Raw genomic sequence first — 13,826 nt, 5'->3', positions numbered from 1 at the left:
TCCCACAGGGCATGGGTGGTGTTAATAAAATCTGCGTTTATTTGATGCATTGCCCCGACCGGCTCTGGCACAACGCAAACAGCCAGCGTCGCAGGCGGGTGAGTTTCAGTCCCATATCAAAAGCTCCGCCGGGGTCGGGTTGTAGGCATTGCACGGGTTGTTCAGTTGCGGGCAGTTGGAGATCAGGACGATCACGTCCATTTCAGCCCGCAGGTCGACGTATTTGCCTGGCGCCGAGATGCCGTCTTCGAAGGTCAGGCCGCCGTCGGCAGTGACCGGCACGTTCATGAAGAAGTTGATGTTCGGCCCGATATCGCCTTTGCCCAATCGACCATCGTGGGCGCAGGCGCGCAGGTAGTTGTCGCGGCAGCTGTGCATGTGGCGTTTTTCCAAGGCGTAGCGCACGGTGTTGCTTTCCTGGGCGCAGGCGCCGCCGAGGGTGTCGTGGCGACCGCACGTGTCCTCGACAATGGTCAGCATCGGATGGCCGAGGTTGGAATAGAGCAAGCTGCCGGTGCTCAAATAAACGCTGTTTTGTCGACGCAGGGTGCGTTGCACGTCGTAGCGTTCCTTGGGGTTGGCCACGCTGTAGAACAGCGTATCGACCGCCTGGTTGCCTTCCAGGTCGAGGATGCGTACGGTCTGGCCGGCCTTGACCTCTGTCAACCAAGGTTCCCCGGCGGGAATAGTGGCGCGGTAGACGGCCGTTTCCGGCTGCTTTTGTGCGGTGGCGAGAGCAAGTGACATGGCGGCGATCCTCAGGCGAACAGACGGTCGGTGTTGATGAAACCGCGCTGGTTTTCCGGGCGCGAAAGACGGCAGTGCTCGGCGACGCTGGGGTCGGCATTCATCCAACTGAGCTTGATTGGTTGCGGTGCGTAGTGCGGGTTCGGGTCCATCGGGTGTTGCAGCGCGGTCAGCACCACCAGAGTGTCCATCGGCGCATACAATTCGATGAAGTCACCGGCCTTGGCGTGGCCTTCGACGAAGTGGAAACCGCCGGCCTCGTCGACATTGACCCGGCTGAACAGGTTGAGAGTCATCAGCAGGTCAGACAGGCCCAAACCCCATTTGCCCAGCTCCACCAGCAGGTTGTCGGTGCCGTTGCGAAAGAAACCGTTGCGCAGTTCCTGATAACGGCCCTGGCCGTACTTTTCAGCGACTTCCTCGGCGCAGAGCACGCCGCCAAGGCTATCGCTCCAGCCACAGGTATCGGCGGTGATTGCCAGCAGCACCCGCCCCATGTCCGAGTACAGGCAATGGCCGGTGGTGAGCTTGGCGGTGTGTTGGCACTTGAGGCTGTCGGGCAGGTTCAGGCGTTCGGTTTTCTCGTTGGCGTTGAGCAGCATCAGGCTCACGTTGGCACCACCGCGCAGGTCGGTCAGGCGCAACAGCTGGCCGCGCTTGAGCACGAAGGAACGGTGGCCGCCACCGGGCAGCAGTTCTTCGGCAAAGGGTTCGAACAAGTGGGTTGAGTCGGTCATGGAAAACTCCTTTCAAGCGATACGCAACGTGCCGGCCAGTTCGGCGGGCAGGGCGTCGACGGCGGCACGGGCGGTGCGGCGGTCGCTGTTCAGTGGGATGTCATAGGTGATGCGTGCGCCATAGGCGCCGGGGGCATGGGGGTCGACGCGGACCTTGTCGAACACCAACAGGCGGGTGCCGAGGCTGAAACCTTCGGACAGGTCATGGGTGACCATGAACACCGTCAGCCGGGTTTCGCGCCACAGATTGAGCAACAAGGCGTGCATGTCCTTGCGAATGCCCGGGTCGAGGGCGCCGAACGGCTCGTCCAGCAGCAGGACGCGCGGCTTCATGATCAATGCCTGGGCGATGGCCAGCCGTTGTTGCATACCGCCGGACAACTGCGCCGGATATTTGTCCAGCGCATGGCCGAGTCCGACCTTGTCCAGCAGATGCGCCGCCTCTTCGCGGACCAGGCGCTTGGCGTTGCCAAACAGGCGCCCCAGCAGTGGCGAGCGCGGCAGTTCCAGGCCCAGGGCGACGTTGTCCAACACGCTCAGGTGGGGGAACACCGAATAGCGCTGGAACACCACGCCCCGGCTGGCGTCCGGCTCACCGGCCAAGGGCTCGCCATCCAGCAGAATCTGTCCGCGACTGGCGCGTTCCTGGCCCAGCAACAGCCGCAGGAAGGTCGACTTGCCGCAACCCGACGCGCCCACCAGCGTGCAGAATTCACCTTCGGCGACACTCAGGTTAAGGCGTTCGAGCACCACCTGGTCGGCATATTCCTGCCAGACGTTACTCACCGTAATGAAGCTCATGCTTTCGCCCCTTCATACCAAGGGAACGCTTGGCGGGTCAGGCGCTTGATGCCCCAATCCATCAGCCAGGCAAGCAGGGTGATCCACACCACATAGGGCAGGATCACGTCCATGGCCAAGTAGCGACGGACCAGGAAAATCCGGTAGCCCAACCCATCGGTGGAAGCGATGGCTTCGGCGGCGATCAGGAACAGCCAGGCCGAACCGAGCATCAACCGCAGGGATATCAACAGGCGCGGCAGCAATTGCGGCAACACCACCCGCAGCATCAGGGTCCAGGTCGACGCGCCGAGGGTCTGCGCCTTGATCAGCAGTTCGGACGGAATTTCCCGGGCGCGCTGTTCCAGGTCCCGGGCCAGGCAAGGCGTGACGCCGATGACAATCAGCATCACTTTCGACAGTTCACCCAGGCCGAAAACGATGAACAGGATCGGCAGGATGGCCAGTGGCGGCACCATCGACACCACTGTGAGCAGCGGCGACAACGGCGCGCCGAGCAGCGGCAACGTACCGGCAGCCATGCCCAGGCACAATCCGGCCAGGGCGCTGATGCCCAAGCCGACTGCCAACCGTTGCAGGCTCGACGCGGTGTCCTGCCAAAGCAGGTAATCGCCGCTGCGGGCATCCGCGGTGAAGGCCAGGCGTTTCACCGCATCGACCATTTGCACGGCGCTGGGCAGCAGTTTGTCGTTGGGGTTGTCCGTCAGGCGTTCGGCCGAGCCCATGAAATAGGCGAACAACACCCATGCGAACGGCAGGATTACCAGCAACAAGCGGCTGGGGCGGTCCGGGTAGCGGTTGATCAGGCGCATGCCAGCTCCTCCGGTTTACAGCTTGGCGTCGGCGGCCTGCTGGACGTAGGTCGGGTCAAAGCGCAGCTTGAGGTTGGCCTTGTCGCCCTGTGTCTCGCCATTGGCGAAGGCCATGCCGACCGCGTCGGCGTCCTTGGCGCCTTCGCCCAGCAAGCCGTGCTGGAAGGAAAACTCGGCGACCTTGCGCATCGTCGTGGGCAGTTGCTGGCTGGTAGCGAAATCGAGGGCTTGCTTGGGCGTGGCGAACAGCTTGGTGGTGTCCAATTGCGACTGGAAGCCGGCCAGGTCGGTGCCTGAGGCTTTGGCCATGTGTTCCAGTGCGGCCTTGCTCGCGGCGTTCTTCGCGTTCATCAGCGCCACTACTTCAAACCAGGCGCCGGTCAAGGCTTTGCCCAGCGCAGGGTTGTCATGGAGGGTCTGGGTATTGACCACCATCATGTCCATGATCTCTCCGGGAACCTGGCTGGAATTAAACACTTCGCTTACGCCGGGCTGGGCCTTGATGTCTGAGAGCATCGGGTTCCAGGTGGTGACGGCGCGGACCTGGTCGGTATTGAAGGCGGCGGAAATATCCGCGTCGGAGGTGTTGACGACTTTCAGGTCTTTCTCGGTGAGGCCAACCGAATCCAGGGCACGGGCCAATAGGTAATGGGAAACCGACAGTTCCACCAGGTTGACGTCCATGCCCTTGAGGTCTGCGACTTTCTTCCCGTCGCCCTTGAGGACAATCCCGTCGTTGCCGTTGGAGAAATCGCTGACGATCAGCGCGGTGCTGTCCACGCCACCGGCGGCCGGAATGGTCAGGGCGTCCATGTTGGTCATGGTGCAACCATCGAACTGACCGGCGGTGTACTGGTTGATGGATTCGACGTAGTCGTTGAGCTGTACGACATCGATCTTGATGCCGTACTTCTTCGCCCATTTGTCGACGATGCCTTGGCTACCGGCGTATTCCCAGGGCATCCAGCCGGAGTAGATCGTCCAGCAGACGTTGAAGTGGTCTTTTTTTTCTGCGGCGGTGGATGAAAAGCTCGCAAGGGCCGAGACGGCGGCGAGGAGCAGGGCAGATAGACGAAGCTTGAGCATGGTGGTTCTCCAGTTGATCAAGGGCGGACAGGAGCAACGCGGCACCGCGAACGGTGGCTTGTCTCCCGGGCTTTTGTCCCGCCGTGTAACCTCAACTGGAGGTCGCCAACTCTCGGACCAGCCACTCGCCAGAGGCGAGCCGGAACCCTAGTCAGCCATTGCAAATTGTGGTGCCGCGAACCTGTGATGACTCCTGCACAAGGTTTGTTAAAGCGAGAGCCGTGCCAATTCAGGCAAAGGCCCGGACCAGAGCGGGCGAGGGCGGGAAATGCGCAACTGAACGCAAAGGGATGCGTGATTATGGTGCCGTCGCGCACCGGAAGAGGGCAAAGCGCTACATGTTTCCAGTTGTTACCGCATCGCACCAGATTCCGATTTTGCTGTCTGAATATTCGTCAGTCACTGAAAGTTGACTGCCGCCCATCAGCGTCGCTGATGCGGCCCATTCGCGGTCCAGGAGGCCGCCATGTATCGACGACTGCTGCTCCTTGCGTTTCTCGGTTTGACTCTTTCGGCCTGCGAGCCTTACTACGATGGAGACTCGAACTACTACCGTTCCGAGGTCTACACCTCACCGGCGCCGGTCTATTACGGTGGCGGGAGTTATTATTCGGCGCCGCGTGGCTATTACGCCCCGCGTTATTACCAATCGGCGCCGCGTTACTACCAGCAAGGCCCGCGCTATTACTCGCCACCGCGAGCGGCGTACCGGTCTTATCCGAACCGGGGTGACTGGGGCGGTCATGACCGGGGCGGCTGGGGCGGCCATGACCGTGGAGGCTGGAACGACGACCGGGGCGGTCGGGGTGGGCGTGATCATCGAGGACGTGGCGATCACGACGGACGCGGGCGGGGTGGTCACCGCTGATCCATCGGCAAAAAAAGCGGCGCATAAAGCGCCGTTTTTTTGTGCCTGCCATAAAACGAACCTGTGGGAGCGGGCTTGCCCGCGAAGGCGGCGGCACATTCAACATTGATGCAAGCTGGTCCATTGCTTTCGCGAGCAAGCCCGCTCCCACAGGAGATCATTCAGGTCGTTCATTCGTTAGACAAATCTGCCAGCGGATGCCGACCTTCCCACGCCTTGTGAAAATGCGCCTCGACCGCCGCCTCGGGCACATGATTGATGTCCGGCCAGTGCCAATGGGGCTTGTGATCCTTGTCGATCAGCCGCGCCCGCACGCCTTCGCTGAATTCCGGATGGCGACAGCAATTGAGGCTCAAGGTGTACTCCATCCGGAACACGCCGGCCAGTGACAGATGCCGGGCACGAGCGATCTGCTCCCAGACCAGGTGAGCAGTCAAAGGGGCGCCGTCGGTCATGGTCTTGGCGGCCCGGGCGATCAATGGATCAGGATGGTCCACCAGCAGGCTGAGGGCTTTCCAGGCGCAGCGCACATCGCTGACGTCCAGCCATTCATCGATTTTTTGTCGACGCGGCAACCATTGGGCTTCCGGCATTTGGCCGACGGCTTCCTGCTGCAAGGCCCTGAGGAGGCTGTTGAGCTGCATGGCGGTCTGCTCTTGCCAATTGAGTTGCAGCAAACCTTCGATCAGGTCGTCCTGTTGTTCATCCAGCAGGAAGCGATCGGCCAGGTCCAAGTCGATGGCATCGCGGGCGTTCATGTGGGCGCCGGTCAGGCCGAGGAACAGGCCGAGCTTGCCCGGCAGGCGCGACAAAAACCAACTGGCGCCGACATCCGGGTACAAGCCGATGCTGATCTCCGGCATTGCCAGGCGACTGCTCGGCGTGACGATCCGCGTGCTCGCGCCTTGCAGCAAGCCCATGCCACCGCCCAACACATAGCCGTGGCCCCAGCAGAGCAGGGGCTTGGGGTAGGTGTGAAGGTTGAAGTCCAAGCGGTATTCCGCCGCGAAGAACTGCGCGGCCAATGGCGGTACTTCGCCGGGCGTGGCGCGACAGGCCTCCACCAGGCTGCGGACTTCACCGCCGGCGCAGAAGGCCTTGGGGCCATTGCCACGCAATAACACACAAACGATTTGCGGGTCCTTGGCCCAGGCATCGAGACGATCACGCAGGGCGTTGATCATCGGCAAGGAAAGGGCATTCAGGGATTTTTCAGCATCCAGGGTGGCGATGCCGATACGGGCACCGTCGATACCGGTGAGTTCTTCGAAGTGCAGATTCATCGTGACCTCGATCAGCAATTTGAATGATCAGTATGATCGCTGCGTGGGAAAGTGCCGGTTCTGCGTCAGATCAATTGACAAGCCAAGTAGGCTTTCCTAGGGTGCGCCCATTGTTTTTACCGGGTGCAACCATGACTGCTGACGACCGTATCAAACTCGAACCGAGCTGGAAGCAGGCGCTGCGTGCCGAGTTCGACCAGCCCTACATGACAGAGTTGCGCGAATTCCTGCGAAGCGAGCACGCCGCCGGCAAGGAAATCTATCCACCGGCGCCGTTGATTTTCAATGCCCTCAACTCCACGCCGCTGGACAAGGTCAAGGTGGTGATTCTCGGGCAGGACCCGTACCACGGCCCGGGCCAGGCCCATGGTTTGTGCTTCTCGGTGCAGCCGGGCGTACCGGCACCACCGTCGCTGGTCAATATCTATAAGGAATTGAAGCGCGACCTGAACATCGACATTCCCAACCACGGTTATTTGCAAAGCTGGGCTGACCAGGGCGTGTTGCTGCTCAACACCACCATGACGGTGGAACGCGCCAATGCCAACGCCCATGCGGGCAAAGGCTGGCAGCATTTCACCGACCGGGTGATCGAAGTGGTCAGCGAACATCAGCCGCACCTGGTTTTCCTGCTGTGGGGCGCCCATGCGCAAAGCAAACAGAAACTGATCGACGCCACCAAGCATCTGGTGCTCACCTCGGTTCACCCGTCGCCACTCTCGGCCTATCGAGGTTTCCTGGGATGCGGGCATTTCAGCCGGACCAACAAATTTCTCGAGCAGAATGGCGAGGCGCCGATCGACTGGCGATTGCCGCCGGTTGAGTGATCGACAATGAGGGCCTCATCGCGAGCAAGGGGCTAGGGCAACACAAGTCCCCTGTGGGAGCGAGCCTGCTCGCGATGAAGGCAACCCGGTCTACAAGTCCGAACCCGGCTTGCGCATCCAATACCTGAACAACGGCTCGGCCAGAAATAGAACAAACAGCAATCGCATCACTTGCAAGGCCGTCACCAATGGCACCGACAATTGCAACGTCTCAGCGGTCAGGCTCATTTCCGCGATACCACCGGGCATCATGCCGAGGGTCAGCGAACGCAGGTCCAGGTGCGTCAGGGTGCTCAGTCCCAGCGCCGCAAGGGTGGCGATGAGCATCGTCAATACTGTGCCGATCAGGGTGCGCCCCATGAACGACGGTGCCCGTCGGAAGAACTGCCGGTTGAAATGACAACCCAATCCGCTGCCGATCAGCCATTGGCCGATCTGGCTGGCGCCGTTGGGCAGGCCGATGTGCAGGTCCCAGCCGACACTCACCGCAGCGCTCACCAGCAACGGCCCGAACAACCACGGGTTGGGTTGGCGCAAGCGTTCCCAGAGCCAGGCGAGGAGGGCACCGGCCGGAAACAGCACGGCCAGCCACAGCCAGTCCACCGCAGTGGCGTGCTGCGCCGGGGTACCTTCGCCCAGCAGATATTTGAAGGCCGCCGGCACGCACAGCACCACCACCAGCACCCGCAGGCTTTGGCCCGCAGCGACGCGGCTGAGGTCCGCACCGTTGCGGGCGCCGAGGTTGACCATTTCGCCGGAACCGCCCGGCATGCTGGAAAAGAAAGCGGTGGCGCGGTCTTCGCCGGTGCGGCGCATCAGCCACACACCCACCACACTGGACACGCTGGTCACCAGCGCGCCGAAGAAAATCAGGCCGAAGTGGCTCAGCACCTGTTCCATCACCACGGGGGTAAAGTGCAGGCCGATGCCGATGCCCACCACCCATTGGCCGCATTTACGGCCTCCGGGGATTTCCATCAGTTGCCACGGCGTCAGGCAGCGCACCAGGATGATCGCCAGCAACGAGCCGACCATCCAGGGCAAAGGCCAGCCGATCAGGCTGGCCAGGTAACCGCCGGCCAGACCGACCAGCGGTGTTCCCCACCATTGTCTGAATGCCGCCTTAGACATTGGCCAGGGCGCGACGTTGGGCGGCGCGGCGACGCCAGATCCGCAGCAAAGGCATGAACAGCATGATCGCCGTCAGGACCCAGCAACCGAAGGTGATCGGGCTCGACCAGAGGATTTCCAGCGCACCGTTGGAAATCGACAGGGCGCGACGCAGGTTTTGCTCCATCAGGCCACCCAGGATGAAGCCCAGCAGGACCGGCGACAGCGGGAAATCCAACTTGCGCAGGATGTAGCCGAAGATGCCGATGCCGATCATCAGGAACAGATCGAAGGTCGTGGCATGCACGGCGTAGACGCCGATCCCGGTGATGATCGCGATGACCGGCACCAGTGCCCAGTTCGGCACGGCCAGGATGCGCGTAAAGATGCGGATCATCGGAATGTTTAGGATCACCAGCATGATGTTGGCGACGAACAACGAGGCGATCAGGCCCCAGACGATGTCTGGCTGTTGTTGGAACAGCAGCGGACCGGGCGTGATGTTGTACAGCGACAGTGCGCCGATCATCACCGCCGTAGTGCCCGAGCCGGGAACGCCGAGGGTCAGCATGGGCACCAGGGCACCGCAGGCTGCGCCACCGATAGCGGTTTCCGGAGCGGCGAGGCCGCGCTTGTCACCCTGGCCGAACTTGCCATCGGCACCGGCGATGCGCTTCTCGGTCATGTAGGCCACGGCACTGGCCAGGGTCGCACCGGCACCCGGCAACACACCCATGATGAAACCCAGCACGCCACAGCGCAGGTTAACGGTAAAGACTGATGCCGCTTCCTTGAGGTTGAACATCATCCGCCCGGTGGCCTCCACGGCTTCCTGGCCGCGATGGGTTTTTTCCAGCAGTAACAGGATTTCACTGATGGAAAACAAACCCAGCACCAGCACCACGAACTGAATGCCGTCGGTCAGGTGAATGTTGTCACCGGTGAAGCGGTAGACGCCGCTGTTGGCATCGATCCCGACGCTGGACAGGAACAAACCGATCAGCGCCGCAATGAACGTCTTGAGCGGTCGATCGCCGGCCATGCCGCCCAGGCAAACAATGGCGAAGACCATCAGGACGAAATATTCCGCCGGTCCAAAGGCAATCGCCCATTTGGCCAGCAACGGTGCGAACAGCACCATGCCGCAGGTGGCAATGAACGCGCCGATGAACGAACTCCACGCCGACAGCGACAACGCCACCCCGGCCAGGCCTTGGCGAGCCATCGGGTAGCCATCGAGCGTGGTCATCACGGTGGAGGCTTCCCCCGGGATGTTGAGCAGGATCGAGCTGATGCGCCCGCCGTATTCGCAACCCAAGTACACCGCCGCCAGCAGGATCAGTGCTGATTCCGGCGGCAGCCCCAGGGCGAAGGCAATCGGGATCAGCAGCGCCACGCCGTTGATCGGGCCCAGGCCTGGCAGCAGGCCGACCACCGTACCGATCAGGGTGCCGCTCAGTGCGGTGACGAGGTTATAGGGGGTCAGTGCGACGCCAAAACCCTGGCCGAGATAATTCAGGGTATCCATATCAATTCTCCAGGACGTCGAGCAGGCCCAGGGGCAGCGGCACGTCCATCAGCTTGTCGAACAACAGGTAGAGACCAACGGCCATCAGGCTGATGATCACCACGCTTGGCACCCAGCGGCCGCCATACAGGCGCGCCATCGGCACGCCGATCAAGATGCTGGCAACGATGAAGCCCAGGGGTTCGAAGGTGCCGGCGAATACCAGCAGCAGAACGACGCAGATGCCGATCTTCTGCAAGGTTTCACGGTCCAGTTGCGGATCATCGTCGCTGTGTACGATCGGTGTGGGGCGAAACACCATGTACAGCAGCGCCAGGCCCATCAGCCCGAGCATCAGCAAGGGGAAGGCGCGTGGACCGACCGGTTCGTAGGAAAAGGCGGCCTGATACGGCCAAGCCATCAGCGCGAGGCCGATGCAGGCCAGCAGCAGCACCGCAGCAAAAATACGTTGGATGGTGAGCATGACTAACTCCTGGGCGGCGTCGGTGAGTGCCAGCGCCGCCGCGAGAACAGAGACGGTTACTGGATCAGGCCGAACTCTTTGGCCAGCACCTTGTAATCAGCTACTTGTTTCTTCACGTAGGTGTCCAGTTCCGGGCCGGTCATGGCAAACGGAAACAGCTCGCGCTGGTCACGCAGCTTGGCGAACTCTTCGGAGGCCAGCAGTTTGTCGAAGGCGTCTTTCCACCAGGCGTAGTCTTCGTCGCTGACCTTTGGTCCGAGGTAGAAGCCGCGGACCACTGGCCAGACGATGTCGTAGCCTTGCTCCTTGGCGGTTGGAATGTCTTTCATCTCTGGCTCGTCGAGGCGCTTCTCGGCAAACACGGCCAGCAGGCGCATGTCGCCACTCTGGATGTGCGGCATGGAGTCGGAGATGTCGGTGCTACCGACCTGGATGTGGCCGCCGAGCAGCGCGGTGGCGATTTCGCCGCCGCCTTCGAGGGCTACGTAGCGCAGGTCGCGCGGGTTGATGCCGGCGGCCTTGGCGATGAGTGCCGTTTGCATCCAGTCCTGACTGCCGACGGTACCGCCGGAACCGATGACCACGGAACCCGGATCTTTCTTCAGGGCCTGTACCAGATCGTCGAGATTTTTGTAGGGCGAATCGCTTTTCACCGCGATGGCGCCATAGCTGGTGCCGACGGCGGCCAGCCAGCGCACGGCACTTTCATCGAAGCGACCGAACTTGCCCTGGGCCAGGTTCAGCAGCGAACCGCTGGACCACGCTACCAGCGTGCCGGCGTCGGCCGGACGTTGGGCGACCACTGCGTTGTAGGCCACCGCACCGACGCCGCCCGGCATGTAGGTGACACGCATCGGCTTGGTCAGCAGCTTCTGGTTGACCAGCGCGCTTTGCGCCAGTTTGCAGGTCAGGTCGAAACCGCCGCCAGGAGAGGCCGGTGCGATGCATTCGGGACGCTTCGGTTCGGCAAGCAATTGCCCGGCGAACATCAGGCATCCGGCGGCCAGGGCTACTTTACGCAGTGATAGGTTCATGATTGTCTCCACAGGAGTTGTTGTTGTGTGTGGTGCGAATAGGGTGCTGCCATGTCCGCGCTCTGGTCATCATCGAGGGCCGGCGCAGGCTGATGGTGGGTTTGAAGGCGTGGCAATGCATCCGCCTGAAGAATGGCGGCGCGGGCCGGGACGGCCTGAAAGAATGGGGTCGAGCGGGCAGGCATTGGGGCCTGGAGCTGCATGGACAGCATGGTGAATACTCCGCTTTTATTGTTCTTGTTTGACGAAAACGCTTCGAGGCGCTTTTCGTTCGCGATGGGCGTCGCGACCGGCAGTCGAAACTGTCCGCATAAGGACTCTAGCGGCCTAACCTTTCGCTAACCTTTCAAAAGCTTTCAGCAAGTTTTTGACTTCACAGCGGTGGATGCGGCTGTAAACTCCGCGCCAAAGAATGGCGCCGACCATCCCTGAATCGAGGAAAAATCCATGCGTGTCCTGCTCGTCGAAGACCATTTGCAGCTCGCCGAAAGCGTTGCCCAGGCGCTCAAGAGCACCGGTTTGACAGTGGATGTCCTGCACGATGGGGTGGCGGCCGACCTGGCCTTGAGCAGCGAGGAATACGCCGTGGCTGTCCTCGACGTGGGGCTGCCGCGCATGGACGGTTTCGAGGTGCTGGCACGTTTGCGCGCCCGGGGCAAGACGCTGCCGGTGCTGATGCTCACTGCCCGCAGCGACGTCAAGGACCGCGTCCATGGCCTGAACCTCGGCGCCGACGACTACCTGGCCAAGCCATTCGAACTCACCGAACTGGAGGCGCGGGTCAAGGCGCTCCTGCGCCGCAGCGTACTGGGTGGCGAGCGCCAGCAACGCTGTGGTGGCCTGGTTTATGATCTGGACACCCGCCGCTTCACCCTCGATGAGGAACTGCTGACCCTGACGTCCCGCGAGCAAGCGGTGCTGGAAGCGTTGATCGCCCGGCCGGGGCGGGTCATGAGCAAGGAGCAACTGGCGGCCCAGGTGTTCGGCCTGGACGAGGAGGCCAGCCCCGACGCCATCGAAATCTACGTTCATCGCCTGCGCAAGAAGCTCGATGGTCATGCCGTGGCGATCGTGACGTTCCGGGGGCTGGGCTATCTGTTGGAAAACCGCGATGCATAAACCCGACAGCCTGCGCTGGCGGCTGCTCCGCAACCTGGCGTTGCTGTTGGTGGTGCTGATGCTCGCCAGTGGCTTGAGCGCCTACTGGAACGGTCGCGAAGCCGCCGATACCGCCTACGACCGGACGCTGCTGGCCTCGGCCCGGACCATCGCCGCCGGTCTGTCGCAGCGCGATGGCAGCCTCAGCGCGGACGTACCTTATGTCGCCCTGGATACCTTTGCCTACGACAGCGCTGGGCGCATTTACTATCAAGTCAACGACATCAACAAAAAGCTGATTTCCGGTTACGAAAATCTTCCCGGCCCGCCGCCCGGCACGCCACGCACGGACGACTATCCGGCCCTAGCACGCTTCTACAACGCCAGCTACCAGGGCCAGAACGTGCGGGTGGTGAGCCTGCTCAAGGCGGTGAGCGAGCCGAACATGAATGGGATGGCGGAAATTCGCGTGGCAGAGACCGAGGAGGCGCGGGTCAGCATGGCCCGCAGCCTGATGGCCGACACGCTGTTGCGCCTGGGCATGCTGGCGGTGGGAGCATTGTTGCTGGTGTGGTTTGCGGTCAGTGCCGCGCTCCGCCCGTTGGAGCGCTTGCGCACCGCAGTGGAGGAGCGCCAGCCGGACGATCTGCGGGCGTTGCCGTTGGTGGAGGTGCAGCACGAATTGTGGCCGCTGGTGCGCGCGCTCAATCATTTCACCGAGCGCCTGCGCGGGCAATTCGAGCGCCAGGCGCAATTCATCGCCGATGCCGCCCACGAACTGCGTACGCCCCTGGCGGCGCTCAAGGCGCGTCTTGAGCTGGGCTTGCGTGCCAGCGAACCGGCGATCTGGCGCGAAACCCTGGAAACCGCAGCCCAGGGCACCGATCGACTGACTCATCTGGCCAACCAGCTCTTATCCCTGGCGCGTGTCGAAAACGGCGCTCGGGCCATCGCTGAAGGTGGTGCGCAGTTGCTCGACCTTAGCCAATTGGCCCGGGAGTTGGGCATGGCCATGGCCCCGTTGGCCCATGCCCGAGGTGTGGCGCTGGCCCTGGAAGCAGACGAGCCGGTGTGGTTGCGGGGCGAGCCGACCCTGCTGAACGAGCTGTTGAGCAATCTGGTGGACAACGCGCTGGCCCATACTCCGTCCGGTGGCAACGTTATCCTGCGGGTCTTGACGCCGGCTGTGCTCGAAGTGGAAGACGATGGGCCGGGCATTCCGCCCCATGAGCGGGACCGGGTTTTCGAGCGCTTCTATCGACGCAACCAGCAAGTGGCCGGTACTGGCCTGGGGTTGGCGATCGTCGGTGAGATCTGCCGCGCCCACCTGGCGCAGATCACGCTGCACGACGGGCAGGCGCGGGGGCTGAAGGTGCGGGTGAGTTTTATCCCAGGTTCAGATTAAGCCAGGTCGGCATCTGGCCCAGGTTGC

Annotated in this window: 14 protein-coding genes and 1 riboswitch; of the genes, 4 read left to right on the top strand and 10 right to left on the bottom strand. The window is 62.2% G+C overall.

Annotated features, from left to right (window positions below; translation table 11 throughout):
* Positions 1 to 105 precede the first annotated feature (105 nt).
* The 5 genes from AD663_RS20170 to AD663_RS20150 are packed head-to-tail and all read right to left on the bottom strand — an operon-like array spanning position 106 to position 4,183.
* Positions 106 to 747, bottom strand: coding sequence for an urea amidolyase associated protein UAAP2 (locus AD663_RS20170; protein ID WP_053214428.1), 642 nt, complete (start codon positions 745 to 747; stop codon positions 106 to 108).
* An 11-nt stretch (positions 748 to 758) separates the two neighbouring features.
* Positions 759 to 1,484, bottom strand: coding sequence for an urea amidolyase associated protein UAAP1 (locus tag AD663_RS20165; protein WP_003184378.1), 726 nt, complete (start codon positions 1,482 to 1,484; stop codon positions 759 to 761).
* Between the two features lie 12 nt (positions 1,485 to 1,496).
* Entirely contained in the window at positions 1,497 to 2,285 is a 789-nt protein-coding gene (locus AD663_RS20160; protein ID WP_003184376.1) for an ABC transporter ATP-binding protein, read from the bottom strand.
* A complete protein-coding gene (locus AD663_RS20155; RefSeq protein ID WP_053214427.1) occupies positions 2,282 to 3,097 on the bottom strand; it encodes an ABC transporter permease in 816 nt (271 codons plus the stop codon). Before AD663_RS20155 ends, AD663_RS20160 begins: the two co-directional genes overlap by 4 nt.
* A gap of 15 nt (positions 3,098 to 3,112) precedes the next feature.
* Positions 3,113 to 4,183: a putative urea ABC transporter substrate-binding protein gene (locus AD663_RS20150; RefSeq protein WP_053214426.1), complete on the bottom strand. Its 1,071-nt coding sequence runs from the start codon at positions 4,181 to 4,183 to the stop codon at positions 3,113 to 3,115.
* A 60-nt stretch (positions 4,184 to 4,243) separates the two neighbouring features.
* A riboswitch (guanidine-I (ykkC/yxkD leader) is annotated at positions 4,244 to 4,345 on the bottom strand.
* A gap of 304 nt (positions 4,346 to 4,649) precedes the next feature.
* Between AD663_RS20150 and AD663_RS28580 the strand changes: the two genes are divergently transcribed.
* Complete coding sequence (locus AD663_RS28580; protein ID WP_083455182.1) at positions 4,650 to 5,051, top strand: hypothetical protein; 402 nt, start codon at positions 4,650 to 4,652, stop codon at positions 5,049 to 5,051.
* A 170-nt stretch (positions 5,052 to 5,221) separates the two neighbouring features.
* On the opposite strand, the gene AD663_RS20140 is transcribed toward AD663_RS28580, so the two are convergent.
* Complete coding sequence (locus AD663_RS20140; protein WP_003184369.1) at positions 5,222 to 6,334, bottom strand: enoyl-CoA hydratase/isomerase family protein; 1,113 nt, start codon at positions 6,332 to 6,334, stop codon at positions 5,222 to 5,224.
* Positions 6,335 to 6,465: 131 nt separating this feature from the next.
* Here AD663_RS20140 and ung point away from each other — a divergent pair, with 131 nt between their 5' ends.
* Positions 6,466 to 7,161 (top strand): uracil-DNA glycosylase, encoded by a 696-nt coding sequence (gene ung / locus AD663_RS20135; RefSeq protein WP_003184368.1) that lies wholly within the window; start codon positions 6,466 to 6,468, stop codon positions 7,159 to 7,161.
* Between the two features lie 90 nt (positions 7,162 to 7,251).
* Here the strand turns inward: ung and AD663_RS20130 are convergent, their stop codons facing one another.
* The 4 genes from AD663_RS20130 to AD663_RS20115 are packed head-to-tail and all read right to left on the bottom strand — an operon-like array spanning position 7,252 to position 11,296.
* Positions 7,252 to 8,292 carry an AbrB family transcriptional regulator gene (locus AD663_RS20130; protein ID WP_003184366.1) on the bottom strand — a complete coding sequence of 347 codons (1,041 nt, stop codon included), beginning with the start codon at positions 8,290 to 8,292 and terminating at the stop codon, positions 7,252 to 7,254.
* Complete coding sequence (locus AD663_RS20125) at positions 8,285 to 9,799, bottom strand: tripartite tricarboxylate transporter permease (protein WP_003184364.1); 1,515 nt, start codon at positions 9,797 to 9,799, stop codon at positions 8,285 to 8,287. The genes AD663_RS20130 and AD663_RS20125 overlap by 8 nt, the downstream gene beginning before the upstream one ends.
* A gap of 1 nt (position 9,800) precedes the next feature.
* Positions 9,801 to 10,262, bottom strand: a complete 462-nt coding sequence (locus AD663_RS20120) for a tripartite tricarboxylate transporter TctB family protein (RefSeq protein ID WP_003184362.1) — start codon at positions 10,260 to 10,262, stop codon at positions 9,801 to 9,803.
* 56 nt (positions 10,263 to 10,318) lie between these two features.
* On the bottom strand, positions 10,319 to 11,296 hold the full coding sequence (locus AD663_RS20115) for a tripartite tricarboxylate transporter substrate binding protein (RefSeq protein WP_003184360.1): 978 nt from the start codon (positions 11,294 to 11,296) through the stop codon (positions 10,319 to 10,321).
* Positions 11,297 to 11,743: 447 nt separating this feature from the next.
* On the opposite strand from AD663_RS20115, the gene AD663_RS20105 reads away from it, so the two are divergent.
* Together AD663_RS20105 and AD663_RS20100 are read left to right on the top strand one after the other, a co-directional pair.
* A complete protein-coding gene (locus AD663_RS20105; protein ID WP_003184356.1) occupies positions 11,744 to 12,415 on the top strand; it encodes a response regulator in 672 nt (223 codons plus the stop codon).
* Positions 12,408 to 13,799 carry a sensor histidine kinase gene (locus AD663_RS20100; protein WP_003184353.1) on the top strand — a complete coding sequence of 464 codons (1,392 nt, stop codon included), beginning with the start codon at positions 12,408 to 12,410 and terminating at the stop codon, positions 13,797 to 13,799. Before AD663_RS20105 ends, AD663_RS20100 begins: the two co-directional genes overlap by 8 nt.
* The last annotated feature ends 27 nt before the right edge of the window (positions 13,800 to 13,826 follow it).

The sequence above is a fragment of the Pseudomonas sp. Q12-87 genome (assembly GCF_001269755.1).
Taxonomy (GTDB): Bacteria; Pseudomonadota; Gammaproteobacteria; order Pseudomonadales; family Pseudomonadaceae; genus Aquipseudomonas; species Aquipseudomonas fluorescens_S.
This window is presented reverse-complemented; position numbering and strand designations above follow the sequence as displayed.

What these genes read in the sequence shown, in the direction of transcription:
- AD663_RS20105 (WP_003184356.1), top strand. Translation starts at nt 11,744, where the DNA reads ATGCGTGTCCTGCTCGTCGAAGACCATTTGCAGCTCGCCGAAAGCGTT.
- AD663_RS20165 (WP_003184378.1), bottom strand. Translation starts at nt 1,484, where the DNA reads ATGACCGACTCAACCCACTTGTTCGAACCCTTTGCCGAAGAACTGCTG.
- AD663_RS20120 (WP_003184362.1), bottom strand. Translation starts at nt 10,262, where the DNA reads ATGCTCACCATCCAACGTATTTTTGCTGCGGTGCTGCTGCTGGCCTGC.
- AD663_RS20100 (WP_003184353.1), top strand. Translation starts at nt 12,408, where the DNA reads ATGCATAAACCCGACAGCCTGCGCTGGCGGCTGCTCCGCAACCTGGCG.
- AD663_RS20125 (WP_003184364.1), bottom strand. Translation starts at nt 9,799, where the DNA reads ATGGATACCCTGAATTATCTCGGCCAGGGTTTTGGCGTCGCACTGACC.
- ung (WP_003184368.1), top strand. Translation starts at nt 6,466, where the DNA reads ATGACTGCTGACGACCGTATCAAACTCGAACCGAGCTGGAAGCAGGCG.
- AD663_RS28580 (WP_083455182.1), top strand. Translation starts at nt 4,650, where the DNA reads ATGTATCGACGACTGCTGCTCCTTGCGTTTCTCGGTTTGACTCTTTCG.
- AD663_RS20130 (WP_003184366.1), bottom strand. Translation starts at nt 8,292, where the DNA reads ATGTCTAAGGCGGCATTCAGACAATGGTGGGGAACACCGCTGGTCGGT.
- AD663_RS20160 (WP_003184376.1), bottom strand. Translation starts at nt 2,285, where the DNA reads ATGAGCTTCATTACGGTGAGTAACGTCTGGCAGGAATATGCCGACCAG.
- AD663_RS20170 (WP_053214428.1), bottom strand. Translation starts at nt 747, where the DNA reads ATGTCACTTGCTCTCGCCACCGCACAAAAGCAGCCGGAAACGGCCGTC.
- AD663_RS20115 (WP_003184360.1), bottom strand. Translation starts at nt 11,296, where the DNA reads ATGAACCTATCACTGCGTAAAGTAGCCCTGGCCGCCGGATGCCTGATG.
- AD663_RS20150 (WP_053214426.1), bottom strand. Translation starts at nt 4,183, where the DNA reads ATGCTCAAGCTTCGTCTATCTGCCCTGCTCCTCGCCGCCGTCTCGGCC.
- AD663_RS20140 (WP_003184369.1), bottom strand. Translation starts at nt 6,334, where the DNA reads ATGAATCTGCACTTCGAAGAACTCACCGGTATCGACGGTGCCCGTATC.
- AD663_RS20155 (WP_053214427.1), bottom strand. Translation starts at nt 3,097, where the DNA reads ATGCGCCTGATCAACCGCTACCCGGACCGCCCCAGCCGCTTGTTGCTG.